At 43.1% G+C, this 17,249-nt stretch carries 17 protein-coding genes; 12 read left to right on the top strand and 5 right to left on the bottom strand.

Features of this window, described 5'->3' with window-relative positions:
- Window positions 1-129 precede the first annotated feature (129 nt).
- Window positions 130-1,680, bottom strand: coding sequence for a YihY/virulence factor BrkB family protein (locus tag ACT3TU_RS10605; protein ID WP_192524417.1), 1,551 nt, complete (start codon window positions 1,678-1,680; stop codon window positions 130-132).
- Between the two features lie 302 nt (window positions 1,681-1,982).
- On the opposite strand from ACT3TU_RS10605, the gene wrbA reads away from it, so the two are divergent.
- Entirely contained in the window at window positions 1,983-2,597 is a 615-nt protein-coding gene (gene wrbA, locus ACT3TU_RS10600; protein WP_192524418.1) for an NAD(P)H:quinone oxidoreductase, read from the top strand.
- A 33-nt stretch (window positions 2,598-2,630) separates the two neighbouring features.
- Window positions 2,631-3,110 (top strand): hypothetical protein, encoded by a 480-nt coding sequence (locus ACT3TU_RS10595; protein WP_444784348.1) that lies wholly within the window; start codon window positions 2,631-2,633, stop codon window positions 3,108-3,110.
- Window positions 3,111-3,227: 117 nt separating this feature from the next.
- Here ACT3TU_RS10595 and ACT3TU_RS10590 read toward each other — a convergent pair whose 3' ends face one another.
- Window positions 3,228-3,983 carry a DUF3108 domain-containing protein gene (locus ACT3TU_RS10590; RefSeq protein WP_444784351.1) on the bottom strand — a complete coding sequence of 252 codons (756 nt, stop codon included), beginning with the start codon at window positions 3,981-3,983 and terminating at the stop codon, window positions 3,228-3,230.
- A gap of 585 nt (window positions 3,984-4,568) precedes the next feature.
- On the opposite strand from ACT3TU_RS10590, the gene ACT3TU_RS10585 reads away from it, so the two are divergent.
- Together ACT3TU_RS10585 and groL are read left to right on the top strand one after the other, a co-directional pair.
- On the top strand, window positions 4,569-4,862 hold the full coding sequence (locus ACT3TU_RS10585) for a co-chaperone GroES (protein WP_192524420.1): 294 nt from the start codon (window positions 4,569-4,571) through the stop codon (window positions 4,860-4,862).
- A 97-nt stretch (window positions 4,863-4,959) separates the two neighbouring features.
- Entirely contained in the window at window positions 4,960-6,612 is a 1,653-nt protein-coding gene (groL, locus tag ACT3TU_RS10580; protein WP_192529377.1) for a chaperonin GroEL, read from the top strand.
- A 322-nt stretch (window positions 6,613-6,934) separates the two neighbouring features.
- Here the strand turns inward: groL and yaaA are convergent, their stop codons facing one another.
- Window positions 6,935-7,759: a peroxide stress protein YaaA gene (gene yaaA, locus ACT3TU_RS10575; RefSeq protein ID WP_444784347.1), complete on the bottom strand. Its 825-nt coding sequence runs from the start codon at window positions 7,757-7,759 to the stop codon at window positions 6,935-6,937.
- Between the two features lie 487 nt (window positions 7,760-8,246).
- On the opposite strand from yaaA, the gene ACT3TU_RS10570 reads away from it, so the two are divergent.
- The 6 genes from ACT3TU_RS10570 (at window position 8,247) to ACT3TU_RS10545 (ending at window position 12,981) form a co-directional block, all read left to right on the top strand.
- Window positions 8,247-9,404 (top strand): NAD(P) transhydrogenase subunit alpha, encoded by a 1,158-nt coding sequence (locus ACT3TU_RS10570; protein ID WP_444784346.1) that lies wholly within the window; start codon window positions 8,247-8,249, stop codon window positions 9,402-9,404.
- 130 nt (window positions 9,405-9,534) lie between these two features.
- Window positions 9,535-9,882: a proton-translocating transhydrogenase family protein gene (locus ACT3TU_RS10565; protein WP_444784350.1), complete on the top strand. Its 348-nt coding sequence runs from the start codon at window positions 9,535-9,537 to the stop codon at window positions 9,880-9,882.
- A gap of 14 nt (window positions 9,883-9,896) precedes the next feature.
- On the top strand, window positions 9,897-11,276 hold the full coding sequence (locus ACT3TU_RS10560; RefSeq protein WP_444784349.1) for an NAD(P)(+) transhydrogenase (Re/Si-specific) subunit beta: 1,380 nt from the start codon (window positions 9,897-9,899) through the stop codon (window positions 11,274-11,276).
- A gap of 246 nt (window positions 11,277-11,522) precedes the next feature.
- Window positions 11,523-12,050 carry an acyl-CoA thioesterase gene (locus ACT3TU_RS10555; protein WP_444784345.1) on the top strand — a complete coding sequence of 176 codons (528 nt, stop codon included), beginning with the start codon at window positions 11,523-11,525 and terminating at the stop codon, window positions 12,048-12,050.
- A 116-nt stretch (window positions 12,051-12,166) separates the two neighbouring features.
- Window positions 12,167-12,376 (top strand): Fe-S cluster assembly protein IscX, encoded by a 210-nt coding sequence (gene iscX, locus ACT3TU_RS10550; RefSeq protein WP_010196865.1) that lies wholly within the window; start codon window positions 12,167-12,169, stop codon window positions 12,374-12,376.
- 77 nt (window positions 12,377-12,453) lie between these two features.
- Window positions 12,454-12,981, top strand: a complete 528-nt coding sequence (locus tag ACT3TU_RS10545; RefSeq protein WP_444784344.1) for a GyrI-like domain-containing protein — start codon at window positions 12,454-12,456, stop codon at window positions 12,979-12,981.
- Window positions 12,982-13,061: 80 nt separating this feature from the next.
- Here the strand turns inward: ACT3TU_RS10545 and dapE are convergent, their stop codons facing one another.
- Both dapE and ACT3TU_RS10535 read right to left on the bottom strand, forming a co-directional pair.
- Complete coding sequence (gene dapE, locus ACT3TU_RS10540) at window positions 13,062-14,294, bottom strand: succinyl-diaminopimelate desuccinylase (protein ID WP_444784343.1); 1,233 nt, start codon at window positions 14,292-14,294, stop codon at window positions 13,062-13,064.
- A gap of 63 nt (window positions 14,295-14,357) precedes the next feature.
- The gene (locus ACT3TU_RS10535; RefSeq protein WP_444784342.1) at window positions 14,358-15,113 is read right to left on the bottom strand and encodes a 2OG-Fe(II) oxygenase; all 756 of its coding nucleotides are present in this window, start codon (window positions 15,111-15,113) and stop codon (window positions 14,358-14,360) included.
- 129 nt (window positions 15,114-15,242) lie between these two features.
- On the opposite strand from ACT3TU_RS10535, the gene ACT3TU_RS10530 reads away from it, so the two are divergent.
- Window positions 15,243-16,130 carry a 23S rRNA (adenine(2030)-N(6))-methyltransferase RlmJ gene (locus tag ACT3TU_RS10530; protein WP_192529385.1) on the top strand — a complete coding sequence of 296 codons (888 nt, stop codon included), beginning with the start codon at window positions 15,243-15,245 and terminating at the stop codon, window positions 16,128-16,130.
- 26 nt (window positions 16,131-16,156) lie between these two features.
- Window positions 16,157-17,068, top strand: coding sequence for a CDP-diacylglycerol--serine O-phosphatidyltransferase (pssA, locus tag ACT3TU_RS10525; RefSeq protein WP_444784341.1), 912 nt, complete (start codon window positions 16,157-16,159; stop codon window positions 17,066-17,068).
- The last annotated feature ends 181 nt before the right edge of the window (window positions 17,069-17,249 follow it).

Raw genomic sequence — 17,249 nt, 5'->3', positions numbered from 1 at the left:
GTGTGGGGCAATATAACAGCTATGTTAATATTATGTACGATATTTGTGTTGTTTATAACAATAATTTTATTTTTTGTACTTATGATAAACTATTTGTTATGCGTTATAGTTTAATTAATCTCTAACGCCTTAGTGCGCTTTTGGGTTATCTGCCTCAGTAATGATAGCGTCTTTGTTATTTACTCTATGGTGATTTGCATGAGAGTCATCACCGATATCTTGAGGAATAATGATTTCATTGTTGCGATCATCGCACTCTATGTCGCTGTCTTTATCATAAGTCATGGGATCAAAGCGCGGTGTGTGGTTATCTGTCTCTAAATGGTTTTTAGACAAATGACTGGGTGTCGCTAAACCAGAATTTCTAAAAAATTTTGATTTACCATGTTTGCCAAAACCCAATTTTTCATCGTCTGGTTTTTTACGTGGTTCACTATTGGCAAAAATAGTATTCAATGGGATATTTAATTGCTCTTTAGCGTAGGCTTCCGTATTTTCAAACCGATTGATCAATAAACTGAGCCAAGGTTTTTGGTCTTCGGGATTCATCTCATCAAGTTCATCCTTAATCGGTAGAGGATAGGGTAGGGTGCGATAAAAATCCCATAAGGTCATATTGCCTAAGTCTTTTTTGAGGACATAATCATCATTTTCAGTCATGGTAATGAGATTGCTGTCTTGTAGGTAGTTAATATAGGTATACCACTTCGGCAGCTCTTTGCGCCCCAATACACTACGCAGTGCTGGTTCGCTGACAGCCTCACCTTTTAGATGATGGGTGTACAGTAGGTTTAGCATGTCTAATAAGCTGAGTAATGGGTGGCGAGGATAGACCTCTTCAGTTTCAAAAATAGTGAGGGTATAGCTAATTTCAACGCCCAATAGAATAAGATTCCATGATAAATAAATCCATAATAAAAATATGGGCAGCGCGGCAAAAGCCCCGTAAATAGCTTCATAACTGGTAAAGTTGGCCATTACCGTACCAAACAGATGCTTCATCAGCTCAAATACAATGGCGACAAATAATCCAGCGATCGCAGCATTTTTTACGGGTACGCGTGCTTTAGGGATAAACCAATACATGCCAATAAATCCAGCGACGGTGATACCAATCGATACTGCTTGTACCCAAAAAGACCAATCAATACCGTAGCCTGCGATTTGTTGATTTAAAAAGCTTAAGCTTTGTACCGCACTGGAGGCGATGAATGCTGTACCTAACACCAGTGGCCCTAAAGTAACGATAGTCCAGTAGCGCAGCATGCTTTTGATACCACCCGAACGGTCTTCTACTCGCCAGATTTGGTTAAAAGCACGCTCAATGGTCGTCAAGGTCATAATAGTGGTAAAAAACAACACCATCGCACCAATGATGGTTAGGTTAGACGATTTTTCAGCGAAGTTATTGATGTACTCACTGACTTGCAGACTAGATTGTGGCAGCAAGTTATTATAGATTACCTCATAAATCTGTGCCCTGACAGAAGCGAGTGCTGGTACTGATGAAAGGATCATCAGTAGTACGGTCAATATAGGAACAATCGATAGCATGGTGGTGTAGGTTAGCGAGGCGGCTTTTTGTTGGCAATTGTCTTCCAAAAAGTGCCTAGCTAAGAATCGTAAAAACTGAAACCAGCGTTGTTGTAAAAACGGGATTTTTTTAGATAGATTTTCCATATTGACCATTTAGCAGGTATTAGAGTGACAGTAGTGTAACAAAAATATGCCGTTATCATCTGCCATTTAATTGTGTCGAATTGCATAGCGATATCGCTTACAGAGTGTTAGTCGCTATAATATATAGCGCGGCAGTTTGCATGTCAGTGAACGACTCGGGCATAATGTGCCCATATATCTACGCTGCTAGCTAATTGTCAGATACAGGTAGTGTCTTGAAGTTTATGGCATCGTCAAAGACTCAAAGACATAGAGGTTGCTGCAGAAAACTATGTTAATAATTTTATGAGGAAGTTTTGCTAATGAGTCAGACCGCCCCTTATGTTTTGGTGCTCTATTATTCAAATTATGGTACGACAAAAACATTAGCCTATGCTATCGCTCAAGGAATTGAAGATGCTGGCATGACAGCTCGTATTCGTACGGTGCCGACGGTAGCGCCCGAAACCACCGCGAGTAAGCCAAGTATCCCTGATGAAGGCGACTTATATTGCACCATGGATGATTTAAAAGACTGTCTAGGTTTAGCACTTGGTAGTCCGACGCACTTTGGCAACATGGCTGCACCTATGAAGTATTTTTGGGACAATACAGTCACATTGTGGCTGGCCGGTAATTTACAAAATAAACCCGCCGCTGTATTTACTGCCACCGGTTCGATGCATGGTGGACAAGAGACGACGCTACTAACGATGATGATGCCACTATTGCACCACGGCATGATGATTGTGGGTGTGCCATATGCTGAGCCCGCACTCAATCGTACCAGTCGTGGTGGATCGCCTTATGGGGCAAGCCACGTCAGCGGTGCTGCACATGATCAGGCGGTGTCTGCTGATGAGCGTGAACTGGCCATTGCTCAAGGGCGTCGCTTAGCCATTAGTGCCAAAGCGTTAGTCCAAGCAAATTGGCGCTAAGCAGTTTTATTGATAAGGAAAGATAGCTCTCTCATGCCAAATACTTCTGATCGTTCCGATCAAACACCTGCTACCAACACTGGCAAACTCGTTAAACCCAGTAAGCCTATCGCGCCCATCCGCCAGCGTTTAATGGTCACTTGGTTGGTCTGGCTGGCTTTTAGATTAATAGCTCTGCCTATTTTAATAAACATTTTTAATACTAGCAGCCCAGATATAGTGGGCGGCATCGCTTGGCAAGCGCTATGGTTGGTACCAGCGTTTGTCTTAACGCCGTCGATATTACGTGGACGTTCGCCCTATGCGCTATTGATAGGCAGTATGTTTACCTTGGTTTATTTGGGTGCGAGTGGTGTGGTACTGTTTACCCGTGCTTATGGCAGTAGTTGGGCTGAGATAGTGGTTTATCTGCTGGACTTCCTTCTATTGTTTGCCATCAATGTCTGGTTGTTTGTTTTATTGAAGCGTCTGCCGTCGATGAATAACGTCGTCAAACAACCGCGTTCACGTTAGCGGTTTCATTCACTACTCATAAATAATATTAAAATAAAAAAGCGGCGCTCTAATTAGAGCGCCGCTTTTTATCATGAAATGCATTTTTAGATATCCTGCTTTTTACAGACAGGTCTATTAATTAAGCTTGGTTAATTCTAGATCCATTTTTTTGCCATCATTAATTTGGCTGACTTTAACGGGTAAGTAATCTAAGCTTGGTGCCAGCCAAAAACTGGTAGAGCGGCTGTTGTCATCATGGATACGGTCGACACGCACGGTATCAAATGTTCCTGCTGGTACGGTAATTTTAGTATTACCCGATTTTTTAAAGGGTGTTTTCTCAATTTTGTCTTTTTTCGCCATGTAGTAATTACCAGAGAATTTACCATTCAATAAATCTTGGCGAATTTGTACTTCTAAACTCAAGTCATCAAAGGCTTGTTGCGCCATATTCATGGTAGTCGATTTGCCTTTATAGTTACTCACGACTTTTTTGCTACTCGGGTTAAAGTCCAGTTTATGGGTTCGACCGATACCCAATAGTTTATAAGTGGTACTGGCTTGGGTTGGGCTAACATTATTACCATTTATGGTAAAGGTGCTGTTTTGTGACGCCGTTGCGACACCTGCCACACGTGCATTGACATTATATTTCCAGGTATTACCTGATTTGTTTAAGGTACGCGTGGCAATACCTTTATATTTATCTTCGACGGTAAAGCTATAGTTGGTGCTTGAAGGTTCAATGTTTTTTGCGCTGGCAAGGGTAGGTGCGGTCATACTCAAAACTCCGATAGCAGCAATGCTGGCGCCAGTGGTTAAAGCGGTTAAAAATTTAGATTTATAAGGCTTGGTGTTATTAGAGTCAGCACTGATTGATTTTTGCTTCATTGATAAAAAACTCATGGATATTCCTTAAACAATTTAGATAAATAGCTTACCAGTATATAGATAGCCTATAAGATAATTTTGAATGGTAGTAACGATTGTTTTATAAGTGTTGTTATGGTCTCACAGACTATAATGGTTATACAATGTTACATTTTCAAGAGGAGAGCCATACGCTGACGTGTGGCTCTTGTAGCTGATGTTACTGAACGAGATACCGCTATTACTCTGAGTAACTTGCTGTAAATTGAGTAAAAAACAGCGAGTAAAATAGCTGATATGTAGAGTCAATAGCGCTATTTCTTATATAGTCTTATGATGGATTGTATACGCGCATTAATGGCTCTATTTTTGGACCTTGTAAGCAATCTCGTCTCGCTTACAGATAAACATGCTATCAATTGAAAAATTCTTGTAAATTTTTGGGCTTTACACTTGAAGCGTACTGTCCATGCCCCCACTTTTTGAAACAAGCTCGACGCTTATCTTTATTACAAGGTTTCTAGAAAACAGCTTTTAAAAGATAAGTATTGAGACAATCAAACCAAATAAATTTTTCATTTAAACAATTAACTTATTGGAGACATATTGATGAATATTCGTCCTTTACATGATCGTATTGTTGTCCGCCGCATAGAAGAAGAAACAAAAACGGCTGGTGGTATCTTGCTTCCTGGTTCTGCGCAAGAAAAGCCTTCACAAGGTGAAGTGCTCGCAACTGGTAACGGTCAGATTCGTGACAACGGTGAAACTCGCGCGTTAGATGTAAAAGCTGGCGACAAAGTTTTGTTCGGTCAATATGCTGGTCAAACCGTGAAAGTTGACGGCGAAGAGCTACTTATTATGAAAGAAGCTGATGTATTGGGTGTGCTAGAAGGCTAGTCCTTTTTGAGTGTTTCTATACTCAGCATATTTATAACAATACTAAATCAACTCATTCAATTGCATTCTCATACTTATAATAGTGGAGTAATTTAACATGGCAAAAGACGTAAAATTCGGCATTGATGCCCGTAAACAAATGATGGACGGCGTAAACGTTCTAGCAAACGCGGTAAAAGTAACGTTAGGCCCTAAAGGTCGTAACGTGGTAATTGATAAATCTTTTGGCGCGCCAACCATCACTAAAGATGGTGTTTCGGTTGCCAAAGAAATCGAACTTGAAAACAAGTTTGAAAACATGGGCGCGCAATTGGTTCGTGAAGTTGCTAGCCGCACCAACGATGTTGCTGGTGATGGTACAACCACAGCGACCGTATTGGCGCAATCAATCTTGCAAGAAGGCATGAAATCAGTTGCTGCTGGCATGAACCCGATGGATCTAAAACGCGGCATCGATAAAGCCGTTCGTGCAGCGGTTGAGCAAATCCATGAATTATCGACCCCAGCGGACGATTCAAAAGCAATCGCTCAAGTAGGTTCTATCTCTGCCAACTCAGACACCAAAATCGGTGAGCTGATTGCCCAAGCGATGCAAAAAGTCGGTAAGCAAGGTGTGATTACCGTGGAAGAAGGTTCAAGCTTTGAAGATACCTTAGAAGTTGTAGAAGGTATGCAGTTTGACCGTGGTTATATCAGCCCTTACTTTGCTAATAAGCAAGACAGCTTAACCGCTGAGTTTGAAAACCCATATATCTTATTGGTTGACAAAAAAATCAGCAATATCCGTGAAATCGTGCCATTACTTGAGCAAGTGATGCAACAAAGCAAGCCGTTGTTGATTATTGCTGAAGACGTCGAAAACGAAGCACTAGCGACATTGGTTGTCAACAACATGCGCGGCGGCTTAAAAACTTGTGCGGTAAAAGCACCAGGTTTTGGCGATCGTCGTAAAGCGATGCTAGAAGATATCGCAACGCTAACGGGCGGCACGGTTATCTCTGAAGAGATTGGCCTAAGCCTAGAAAATGCGACCCTTGAGCAATTGGGTACCGCTAAGAAAGTCACTGTCGGTAAAGAAAACACCGTAATCGTTGATGGCGCTGGCAACACCGCTGATATTGAAAACCGTGTTGAATCTATCAAACGTCAAGTTGAAGAATCAACGTCTGACTACGATAAAGAAAAGCTTCAAGAGCGTATGGCGAAACTGGCTGGCGGCGTTGCCGTTATCAAAGTTGGCGCGGCGACTGAAACTGAAATGAAAGAGAAAAAAGATCGTGTTGATGATGCGCTACATGCGACTCGTGCAGCGGTCGAAGAAGGCGTTGTGCCTGGTGGTGGTGTTGCGCTAGTTCGTGCGATGAATGCATTGTCTGAGCTACGTGGTGATAACGACGACCAAAACGCCGGTATCAATATCTTACGTCGCGCGATGGAAGCACCACTGCGTCAAATCGTGACCAACTCAGGCGAAGAAGCGTCAGTTGTGGTTAACGAAGTGAAGAGTGGTAGCGGCAACTATGGTTACAACGCGGCTTCTGGCGAATACGGCGATATGCTTGACATGGGTATTCTTGACCCAGCAAAAGTAGCTCGTTCAGCGCTAGAAAACGCGGCATCTGTAGCCGGCCTCATGCTTACTACTGAAGTCATGATTACTGATTTACCGCAAAGTGATGACGGTATGGCTGCTATGGGCGGCGGTGCTGGTGGAATGGGCGGTATGGGTGGAATGGGCGGCATGATGTAGTTTATGCCTCGACTGAATTTGTACGATGTTGTTGACCTCGTTCGATGTACGTGATGTACAATCTTTACTCGGTCGCCTAATCGTACTGCTTTAGTCAAACCATAAATGCTTGTTAAACCTAGTTTAAATAAAACCCCGATAGGCTTTGGCTTATCGGGGTTTTTTATGCAAATTAGATCTATCTTTTAAAAACTATAGTCAGTGAGAAGCAATATTGCTACATCACGTACTGCAGGTACCGTTTTTTCTTGCTTGCTGTGCCTACGCAGACAGAGGCTGCAAAAAAACTATACCCGCAGTATCGTAGCGTTTTTAAAGTATTTTAACTATACTGATTCGCTTCATCGCGTCTAAACGTCCACGTTTTATCATCAGACGCCTCCGCACAATAATAATATCCTGCCAAATCAAACTTCTTAAGCTGCTCTGCCTTGGTCAGCTTATTGTCCGCGGCATATTTCACCATCAGTCCACGTGCTTTTTTGGCATAAAAGCTAATCACTTTATACGTGCCATTTTTTTCATCTTCAAACCGTGGCGTGATAATTTCTGCATGTAGCGCCTTTTTCTTTACAGATTTAAAATACTCGTTAGAAGCTAAATTTACCAGTACTTTATCATCGCTATCAGCCATAGCCATGCGCAAATTGATAGTATTGGTCACTTCTTCACCCCAAAATTCATATAGATTATCCCCACGCTCATTTTTGAGCTTGGTGCCCATCTCAAGTCGATACGGCTGTATTAAGTCGAGCGGTTTGAGCACACCATACAGCCCTGACAGAATCCCCAAATGCTCATTGACGTAAATAGCCGTGTCCTTATCCATGCCATACATATCAAGACCTGTATAGACATCGCCATCAAACAAATAACCCGCAGCTTTGGCGGTATTACCAGAGGCATCGTCCGTGAAGGGTTCATTATCACTCCAAGCCCAGTCTTGATTACGCTTGGCATTGAGCTGGGCTAAATCATCAGAAATGCTCATTAGCTCTTGTAAGTCAATCGGTTCTTTCGATTTCAAGTTTTTCATCAGGGTTTGCGAGTGTTCAATCAGCTCAGGCTGACTATAGTAGTTACCTAGATTTACAGGGATAGCCTCTGTCTCATTTAGAGATTTGGCAGGGGAGAGTAAAAAATACATCGTTATTCCTTATTATAATGAATCAATAACTATCACTATATAGTGTCCAACCTGCTTATTATAGGTCATCTACAAGTTTACCTTGACTTAGTGATAACCGTTTTGTAATTTCAATTATTAGCATATAAATATGTCAATATTGTAAATTTTGCGTGTATATTTATATGCTAGCAGCTTACAGGAATTAAATGAGTTATGAAAAACAAAAGTTTTTAATATAACAATAAAAGTTATGGGGATGGTGTAAGTACCCAACTTTTTATTTTACTTGTGGGTCATCATTAGGCAATGAAAGTTAGCGGATGATATCTTTATAATAAAAAGGCGTGATGGCAAAGTCGCTATCATTTATTAATTTGATAATCTTTGGTCTTAAATCCTGAACCAACAGAGACCAAAGATTTTTTTGTCCCCTGTACTTTTTAGATGTGAGTTGAGGGTGTTAAAAAGTAGTCATAAGCATAGTCATTAGACGTAAGGAGACGGTATGAAGATCGGTGTTATTAGTGCAGATAGCGCAAATGAAAGTCGGGTCGCGCTCACCCCAGACGCAGTAAAGAAATTACGTAAACTTGGATTTGAAGTCGTCATCCAGACAGGTGCCGGTCAAGCCGCCTATTATGCTGATGAATTGTATCAAGCGGCTGGAGCTGACATTGCCAACAGTAGTACCGACGTCGTCACCCAGTCGCAAATTATTACCACCGTCAATGATCTACCAACAGCGGTAACGGATAGCCTAACCTCTGGTCAAATTGTCATCGGCATGCTCGACCCGTATCGTAATACTCAGCTTGATAGCTATGCGGCCAAAGGTGCCACCGCCTTTGCCATGGAGCTGTTGCCGCGCACCTTATCACGGGCGCAGAATATGGATGTCTTATCCTCACAAGCCAACCTTGCCGGTTACAAAGCGGTATTGCTCGCCGCCAATGAATACTCGCGTCCGTTTCCCATGTTTATGACCTCAGCGGGAACCGTTAAGCCTGCCAAAGTGGTCATCTTAGGCGTTGGTGTGGCAGGTCTACAAGCCATTGCCACCGCCAAACGTTTAGGCGCCGTCGTTGAAGCCAGCGACTTGCGTCCGACCGCTCGCGAACAAGTAGAGTCATTAGGGGGTAAATGGCTTGATGTGCCGATGAGTGCCGAGGAAGCTGAGACCGCTAAGTCTACAGGCGGCTATGCGTGGACGCCATCAGAACAATATGTCAAAGACCAAGCGGCTGTCGTCGACAAAGCCTTAACCAATGCGGATATCGTCATCACCACGGCACAAATCCCTGGTCGCCAAGCCCCACGATTAGTACATAAAACCACGCTAGATAAAATGAAGGCAGGGTCTGTACTGATTGATATGGCAGCTGGAACAGGCGGTAACGTCGAAGGCAGCGTCCCTAATGAGACCATCACTACCGGCAACGGCGTACGTATCGTCGGAGCCGCCAACATTCCATCCATGCTGGCGGCACAGTCCTCAGACTTATATGCCAACAACCTGGTCAATTTTATCACCACCTTAATGGCGCCTGCCGCGACAGACGATGCCTCAGCAACTCAACTGGCACTCAACCTAGACATGGAAGATGAGATTCAGGGTGCATTAGCCGTGACCCATGACAATCAAGTACGTCTGGCTAAACGCTAAGCCTTACCCTTTATATTTTAAGCTTTGAGTCTCAACCATTCCATTGTCATACATTCGCCAGACACGAAACAATTTTTAGGAGGATAAGATGATTGCCACTATTTTAGCGGCAGCACCCAGTGGTGCCGCCATGAGTAGCACCCCATTTGTCGCGATTTTTACCGTATTTGTACTTGCTATTTTTGTGGGATATTACGTCGTTTGGGGCGTGACCCCAGCATTACATACGCCATTGATGGCGGTGACCAACGCCTTATCGAGTATTGTCATCGTCGGTGCGATGCTCCAAACCGTTAACATTGATGGGTCAGTATTTACCCCAACCAGTTTGCTTGGCGCTTTTGCGGTATTTTTAGCCAGTATCAATATCTTTGGTGGTTTTGCGGTGACCGAGCGGATGCTGGCCATGTTTAAACCAAAACCGAAAAAAGCACCGGCACTTGAAACTGGGACGACTGAGAATGGAGGCGACGCATGAGTGATTTAACCAATATGATTTCTGCTAATGCTGATTGGTTCTACTTAATTGGCGCCATTCTTTTTGTCTTAACCCTGCGTGGTTTATCTAGCCCAAAGACAGCGATTCGCGGTAACCGCTTGGGTATGGTTGCCATGGCGATTGCCGTCGCCACGACATTCTTCTTAGCCGAAGGTCCCGTCCTTTGGTTGATTATTGGAGCCATGGTACTAGGAGCTATTGTCGGCATGTGGAAGGCAAAAACTGTTGCCATGACTCAAATGCCAGAAACCGTCGCCTTGATGCATTCATTCGTTGGTTTGGCAGCAGTGGCGATTGCCTTGGCAACCGTACTGCATACGGAGCAACAGCATGGCACAGTGGCCCGTGTCGAATTGTTTATCGGTTGCTTTATCGGTGCGATTACTTTCTCAGCGTCGGTTTTTGCCTTTGGTAAATTGGCAGCGAAAAGCTGGGCGAAGACCTTGGTCGGCGGCTGGGTAAAGCCGGTACAAGCATTATTGTTTATTGCGATGATTGGCTTCGGGGGCGTCTATTTTGTCACCGATTCATTACCCGCGTTTTATGCCATGGCAGTGATTGCGGTCATCTTTGGCTGGATGTGGATTGCCCCAATCGGTGGCGGTGATATGCCCGTGGTGGTGTCGTTATTGAACTCGTTCTCAGGGTGGGCAGCAGCTGGTATTGGTTTTACCCTTGGCAACTCGATGCTGATTATCGCCGGTTCGCTGGTCGGTTCATCAGGGGCGATTTTATCTTACATCATGTGTAAAGCCATGAATCGCTCATTACTGAACGTCTTGTTCGGCGGTATGGGTACGTCAGCCGTCGCCGCAGGCGCAGATGATGGCGCACCGAAGAACTACAAAGCAGGGTCAGCAGAAGATGCTGGGTTCTTGATGTCCAATGCCAGCAACGTGGTGATTGTCCCCGGTTATGGTATGGCGCAAGGCCGCGCACAAAATGCGGTCAAAGAGCTGTATGAGCTGTTAAAAGAAGAAGGCGTCAATGTACGCTTTGCCATTCATCCGGTTGCTGGTCGTATGCCAGGACATATGAACGTATTATTGGCGGAAGCGGATGTGCCTTACGATGATATTCTTGAGATGGATGAAATTAACTCAGACTTTGCCAGTACCGATGTGGTGTTGGTTATCGGCGCAAACGATGTGGTCAACCCCTCTGCGAAAGATGATCCGTCGTCGCCAATCTTTGGGATGCCTATTCTAGAGGCCAGCAAAGCCCAAACGGTGATGGTGATTAAGCGCTCGATGAATACGGGTTATGCAGGGCTTGATAACAGCTTGTTCTATATGGACAAAACCATGATGATCTTTGGTGATGCCAAGAAGATGGTTGAAGAGATGGTACGTAGTATTAATGGTGCTCATTAATCTCTAGTATTGTAGTTAGTTCTACAGAAAATCGATACGTTGGTAGCACTCGTATCGGTTTTACAGTGAATCAACTATATGATAGCTAAACGATAATGTATAAAAAGTCTTTGTGTAAAAAGTCACTGCGGTGGCTTTTTTTGCGTTACAGTATGCCGCTTTTAGGGGCTTGGTATCAGAATTTGTAGTATCCATGTTTTCTATACAATCACTAATTATAAATAAGACTAAACAAGAGAGTCCTTTATGAATATGTTACTACGTTTTTTTATTATGACCAGTTTGCTCAAACAACAACTCAACCAGCAGGCAGTTAGCGAACATCTTAGTGTAGAAACCTTGATGACACCAACGGTGCGTCATTATCGAATACTACCGCATGACATGGGCTTTCGAGATCATTTGCCAAATTATCGCTACTTATCTTTTATAGAATTAAACATCACTAATTGGCTCATGTCGTGCTGTCATAAAAAAGGCATCAAAAACTTAGGCTGGATTATCGCTATGCAAGAGATGATCTACCTCAAAGAAATTAAGTTTCTGGATAAAATGACCGTAAATAGCACGCTTGTTGGCTGGGATAATAAATACGTCTATTTTGAAACGCGTTTCTTTGTCAAAAATCAATTAATGGGTGTGGGTATGACTAAGTTTGTTTTGACTGATAAAAAAGGTAAGTGTTTGCCAGCAATTTTGGACATGACAGGAGAGCAATTAAATGAGGTTATTAATTCGTGGAACAAGCATCAAGTAGCGGTTAAATCGGCTTAGTCATCAGTGACAGCATAACGAACTTGGCTATAATCATTTGATAAACTTTGATAGGATGGGGCTGAACTATTTTATAATACTATTTTACGAAAATAATTAAAAATTTAGGAGCCACTATGATCCCGCAAAAGTTAAAATGGACAGACAGCTTAGATATCGCCATTGAGCTGTATGAAAAATTTCCAGAAACCGATCCACAGTATATACGCTTTACCGATTTGCACCGCTGGGTGACCGAGCTTGAAGGCTTTGATGATGACCCACAAAAGTCAAACGAAGGCATCTTAGAAGCGATTCAAATGAATTGGATTGATGAGGCGGATTAGGTTAACGCTGCAACGTTAAGCGTTTTAAGCATTATTTTAAATAACTAATCGCATAAACATATAGGACAAGCTGCATCATGACTGCACAAATTAAAGAGCTGACCGAAGCGCAAGACTTTAAAGGTATCAGTGTTCGCACTACTAATAACGCAGAAATTAGCCACGATACCGCTAAGCTAGGTCGATTATGGCAAAAGTTTTATCAAAATCATGTCAGCCATCTTGCTGAGGGTGAAGATATTTACGGGGTTTACCATAACTATGAAAGCGAGGATTTAGTCGGTGCCTTCGATGTGGTAGCGAGTTGGAAGGTAGAGAACGAGCAAGCAGAAGGAGAGGGTGTGAACCTCCTTAGTGCTGAGAGTATTCTTAGTGCCGCTCATGATAGCGATGTCGTAACAGTCACTATTCCTGCTGGTAAGTATATGGTGTTTTCTGAAGAAGGTAGAATGCCTAATACGGTAATGAACGCGTGGGAAAAGGCTTGGGAATACTTCCATGATTCAAGTTGCGCGCATACACGAACTTACAACGTCGATTTTGAGCATTATATCGGTGGAAATCTAGAGTACGGTCAAGTTGATCTGTATGTTGGTATTGAATAATATAAACAACTGCTAAACGCTAAATCATAAAAAGCGCCATCTGATACAGAATTGGCGCTTTTTGCTTTTATTGATGATAATTAATCCAACAACAACCCTTCCAAAATTTTCTCATAAATCTGCGCCAATCTTCCCAAGTCATCTATTTCTACTTTTTCATCGACCTGATGAATTGTGGCATTACGCACGCCCAACTCAACCACTTGCGCACCTGTCGGAGCGATAAATCGTCCGTCCGACGTCCCACCTGAGGTGGATAAAGTGGTTTCTGTACCCGTGACAGATTTAATCGCACGCTGACAGGCGGCGACCAATTTACCTTTTGCGGTCAAAAATGGCAGACCAGATAACTTCCAATCAATCGCATAACTGGCTTTATTTTCTAAAAACTCACTGGCTTTGAAGTGCTTATCGAAAATAGCATGGGTTTTTGTTTTGAGCTCATCTTCGCTCGTTTCTGTTGAAAAGCGAAAGTTAAATATGACTTTTAAAGTTTCAGGTATGACGTTGGTCGCACCTGTTCCACTATTTATATTTGAAATTTGCAGCGACGTTGCAGGGAAGTAATCATTGCCAGTATCCCAAGTAGCGTCTGTCAATTCTGCTAATGCTGACATGGTGGCATGGATAGGGTTACTTGCCAAATGTGGGTAGGCGACATGACCTTGTTTACCACTGACGGTAAGTACTGCACCCAATGAACCACGGCGACCATTTTTAATGACATCGCCCAGCGTATCGGTACTTGATGGTTCACCAACGAGGCAATAAGTGATTTTTTCTTGACGCGCTTCTAATGCTTCTATTACTTTGACCGTACCATTAATTGATGGGCCTTCTTCATCGGCGGTAATCAAAAAGGCAATCGAGCCATTATGCTTAGGGTAATTGCTCACAAAACGCTCAGCCGCGATAGTAAAGGCGGCAATCCCCGTTTTCATATCAGCGGCACCGCGCGCCCACAGATAACCATCTGCAATAGTCGGGGTAAATGGCGGATAGGTCCAATTGTTTACGTCGCCTGTTGGCACCACATCGGTATGTCCCGCGAAGCAAATCACTGGATTGCCTTTTCCACGCCGCGCCCATAGATTTTTGACTTCAGTATGTTCGCCTTTTGCTTGTTTATCACCAAAATACATAAACTCACAGGCAAATCCTGCCTGCTCTAATCGTTTTGATAATATATCTTGGCAACCATCGTCATCTGGAGTGACTGAAGGGCGTTCGAGTAGGGTGATACTTAAGTCTAAGGTTTGTTGTTGATAGGTCGCCTGTTGACGAGCCGTTGTTTGATTATCCGTCTCAGACATGAGTAAACCTTTTATATGATAAATTGCAACGATAAATGCGCGTGAATAGGAGGGATTTTGGTATCAAGCGGGTTCGTTGATAAAGGGTATAAGATCATCACGGCGCATCCAAGTGGCGATAGAGTAACGTTGGCGATGGGCAATTTGTACTTGATGCTGGAGGTCGCTATCAAATATTATCAGTCGATTAGCAACAGGCATCACATTATGATGAATGCCGTGTTTATCGACGATTTCTAATGCGCCGCCATCATTGGCTGACCAATCATCATTGAGATAAAATACCGCCGAGATAACCCGCTCATCACGCCCAGCAGGATTGTCACTATGCCACTGATAACCAAAACCATTGGGGTAGCAGGCATAATGCGCCTCACTATAGCGAATACCGGCGAACAAACTGCGATTAAATAAAGCCGCAAGCGCATTAATACTTTGCAAATAGTAATAGCCAGCAAAGAAGTTTTCGGTAATCCAGCGGATTTTATCACCACGAATATCGCTGACGCGAATCCCTGCCGCTAGCTGGGCATCACGGTAATCAATAAAACCGCTTTCTGCTTGTAAGGCTAATAATGCATTACTTTCAAACACATCGTCAATAATTAACCAACCATCATTGACCAATTTATCCAGCTGCTTATCAGTCAGCCTGTCTTGCCACTGTATCTCAAAGTCAGATGGCTGCAATTCATGTTGGGTTGGTGGCTTTTGGCTAACATCGTCATCATGCGGGAACAGTAAAGGAGGGTTATCTTTACCTATCGGATTATCGACCACCAACTTTGTCACATCAAGATTGCTAATAATCTTCGTCATTTCGTCTCGCCGTTGTCAATCGCTTATCAATACACAGCCAATCAATATCTTTTTACCAAAACCATCGTTATCTTTTCTTCTGCCTATGCTACCATAGATGCAATTTTTCTTATTTAAAATTTTGAGATTATGAACTATAAACACGCCTACCACGCTGGTAACTTTGCTGATGTGGTTAAACACATTTTATTGGTACAACTGCTCAATCAATTGGGGCAAAAAAACAAACCTTTTTATGTGCTTGACGCTTATGGCGGCCGTGGACTGTATTCACTGAGCAGTGAAGAGTCGCGCAAAACGGGCGAGGCCAAAGGTGGTATTCAAGCTTTGCTAAATGCAGATATGGATAAAGCCCCTGCCGCTATCAAAGAGTATATAGAAGGTATCAAGCAAGCGCGCTTTACCTATGATAGCAAAGTCTACCCTGGCTCTCCTTGGTGGATTGCCCATCATATAGAGAATAGCTTGGTCAAACAGCCAGACGCTGGCGTACGCGGTGAAGCGTTTGAAGCCAAAGCCAGCGAATATGATGCGTTAAATTATCAGCTGCATAAATTGCCGATTGGTATTCACCATCGTGACGCCTTTGAAGGTATTACTGCGGTCATTCCGCCCAAAGAAAAGCGCGGTCTGATTTTTCTTGATCCTCCTTATGAGCAAGAGCATAAAGACTTTACCCGTTTGATCGACCTGTTAGTCGCTTCTTATAATAAATGGCCGCAAGGTACTTATGCGCTTTGGTTTCCAATTAAGAACATCGAAGCCGTTGAGCTATTTTATAAAAAGCTTAAGCGTACTGAAATGCGCCGCCAGCTGGTTTGTGAGCTAAATATTTATCCAAACGATGTGGCCGTTGGTCTTAACGGCACGGGTTTATTGGTTATCAATCCACCTTGGCAGTTTGACAATCATGCGCGTGAGATACTACGTTTCTTACAGCCTGCGCTAAAAGTAGCTGATGCTCCAGACTTAACGCCTGATAGCGCGACCAATGTGCGCTGGCTAGTCGGCGAATAATTATGTCGACAAATAAGGATAGTGAGATGACTAATATACAACCACCCAACAGCCAGTCAAATTATCAATCAAATGACCCTCTAAACGATGAAGCGTTACAAGACAGTGCTTCAACTCAGCCACCTTTCGTTGATGACCATGAGTTTAGTATTCGCTTAGCCGATAACAAGGGCTATGATGGTTTGACTTTTGAGGTGATTGAGGCAGAGGTTGCCGAAGGCAAACGGGTGGTCAGTCGCGGTGTCTATTTAGCGCCCAACTTGATTACCACGTTATCATTACTGTCAGGTTTTTATTCGATTTTAGCCAGTACCCAAGGTGAATTTTATAAGGCTTCTTTAGCCATTTTCTTATCTGCCATTCTTGACGGCGCAGATGGACGGGTTGCCCGTATGCTCAATGCGCAAAGCCCATTTGGTGAGCAGTATGATTCTTTAGCAGATATGTTAGCGTTTGGTATTGCCCCTGCTATTTTGATTTATAGTTTTGCGCTAGAGCCGTTAGGACGTATTGGTCTTGGCTGTGCATTCGTCTTCACCGCTTGCGGTGCTTTCCGCTTAGCACGATTTAATGTACAGATTGGTGAAGTAGACAAAAAGTATTTCGTCGGTTTGGCCAGTCCGCTCGCGGCTATTTTGGTTACTTCTGCTGTTATGGTCGCGGTCGATCACAATCAATGGATTGGACAATACGATACGGCGGTTATGTTTTTATTCGCCGCTTGGGTAGTCATCTGTGGTTTGCTGATGGTCAGTAACGTTAAATACTATAGCTTTAAAGAGTTTGATAAAAAGAAAGTACCTTTCGTGGTGCTTATTATTGGCGTTTTAGTGATGAGTATCGTACTTTATGACATACCTGTCGGTATTTTAGCGATTGGTATTATCTACGCTTTATCAGGTATCGTCACAACCTTAAAAGCCAAATCTGAAAAATAATTTTAATAACTGTTTTATAGTGCATGTTCATTCAATAAACGTATACAAACCGCTTATTCCTTAATAGGCGGTTTTTTTGTGCACAATAGATTGTTGGGTAAGTAATAATGTGTTTGCTAAAGGGAAGTGATAAATTAGCGCAAATAAAAAAGCCGATATGGGCTTTGATTGAATATCCTAT

It is taken from the genome of Psychrobacter sp. AOP3-A1-26, from assembly GCF_052378235.1.
Lineage (GTDB): Bacteria > Pseudomonadota > Gammaproteobacteria > Pseudomonadales > Moraxellaceae > Psychrobacter.
Note: the sequence above shows the minus strand (reverse complement) of the source record. Positions and strands in the feature narration are given on the sequence as shown.

Excerpts from the sequence above, each read along its gene's own strand:
- ACT3TU_RS10565 (WP_444784350.1), top strand. The coding sequence starts at position 9,535 with ATGAGTAGCACCCCATTTGTCGCGATTTTTACCGTATTTGTACTTGCT.
- ACT3TU_RS10570 (WP_444784346.1), top strand. The coding sequence starts at position 8,247 with ATGAAGATCGGTGTTATTAGTGCAGATAGCGCAAATGAAAGTCGGGTC.
- yaaA (WP_444784347.1), bottom strand. The coding sequence starts at position 7,759 with ATGTATTTTTTACTCTCCCCTGCCAAATCTCTAAATGAGACAGAGGCT.
- ACT3TU_RS10590 (WP_444784351.1), bottom strand. The coding sequence starts at position 3,983 with ATGAAGCAAAAATCAATCAGTGCTGACTCTAATAACACCAAGCCTTAT.
- ACT3TU_RS10555 (WP_444784345.1), top strand. The coding sequence starts at position 11,523 with ATGAATATGTTACTACGTTTTTTTATTATGACCAGTTTGCTCAAACAA.
- pssA (WP_444784341.1), top strand. The coding sequence starts at position 16,157 with ATGACTAATATACAACCACCCAACAGCCAGTCAAATTATCAATCAAAT.
- ACT3TU_RS10595 (WP_444784348.1), top strand. The coding sequence starts at position 2,631 with ATGCCAAATACTTCTGATCGTTCCGATCAAACACCTGCTACCAACACT.
- groL (WP_192529377.1), top strand. The coding sequence starts at position 4,960 with ATGGCAAAAGACGTAAAATTCGGCATTGATGCCCGTAAACAAATGATG.
- iscX (WP_010196865.1), top strand. The coding sequence starts at position 12,167 with ATGATCCCGCAAAAGTTAAAATGGACAGACAGCTTAGATATCGCCATT.
- ACT3TU_RS10535 (WP_444784342.1), bottom strand. The coding sequence starts at position 15,113 with ATGACGAAGATTATTAGCAATCTTGATGTGACAAAGTTGGTGGTCGAT.
- ACT3TU_RS10545 (WP_444784344.1), top strand. The coding sequence starts at position 12,454 with ATGACTGCACAAATTAAAGAGCTGACCGAAGCGCAAGACTTTAAAGGT.
- ACT3TU_RS10530 (WP_192529385.1), top strand. The coding sequence starts at position 15,243 with ATGAACTATAAACACGCCTACCACGCTGGTAACTTTGCTGATGTGGTT.
- wrbA (WP_192524418.1), top strand. The coding sequence starts at position 1,983 with ATGAGTCAGACCGCCCCTTATGTTTTGGTGCTCTATTATTCAAATTAT.
- ACT3TU_RS10605 (WP_192524417.1), bottom strand. The coding sequence starts at position 1,680 with ATGGAAAATCTATCTAAAAAAATCCCGTTTTTACAACAACGCTGGTTT.
- dapE (WP_444784343.1), bottom strand. The coding sequence starts at position 14,294 with ATGTCTGAGACGGATAATCAAACAACGGCTCGTCAACAGGCGACCTAT.
- ACT3TU_RS10560 (WP_444784349.1), top strand. The coding sequence starts at position 9,897 with ATGATTTCTGCTAATGCTGATTGGTTCTACTTAATTGGCGCCATTCTT.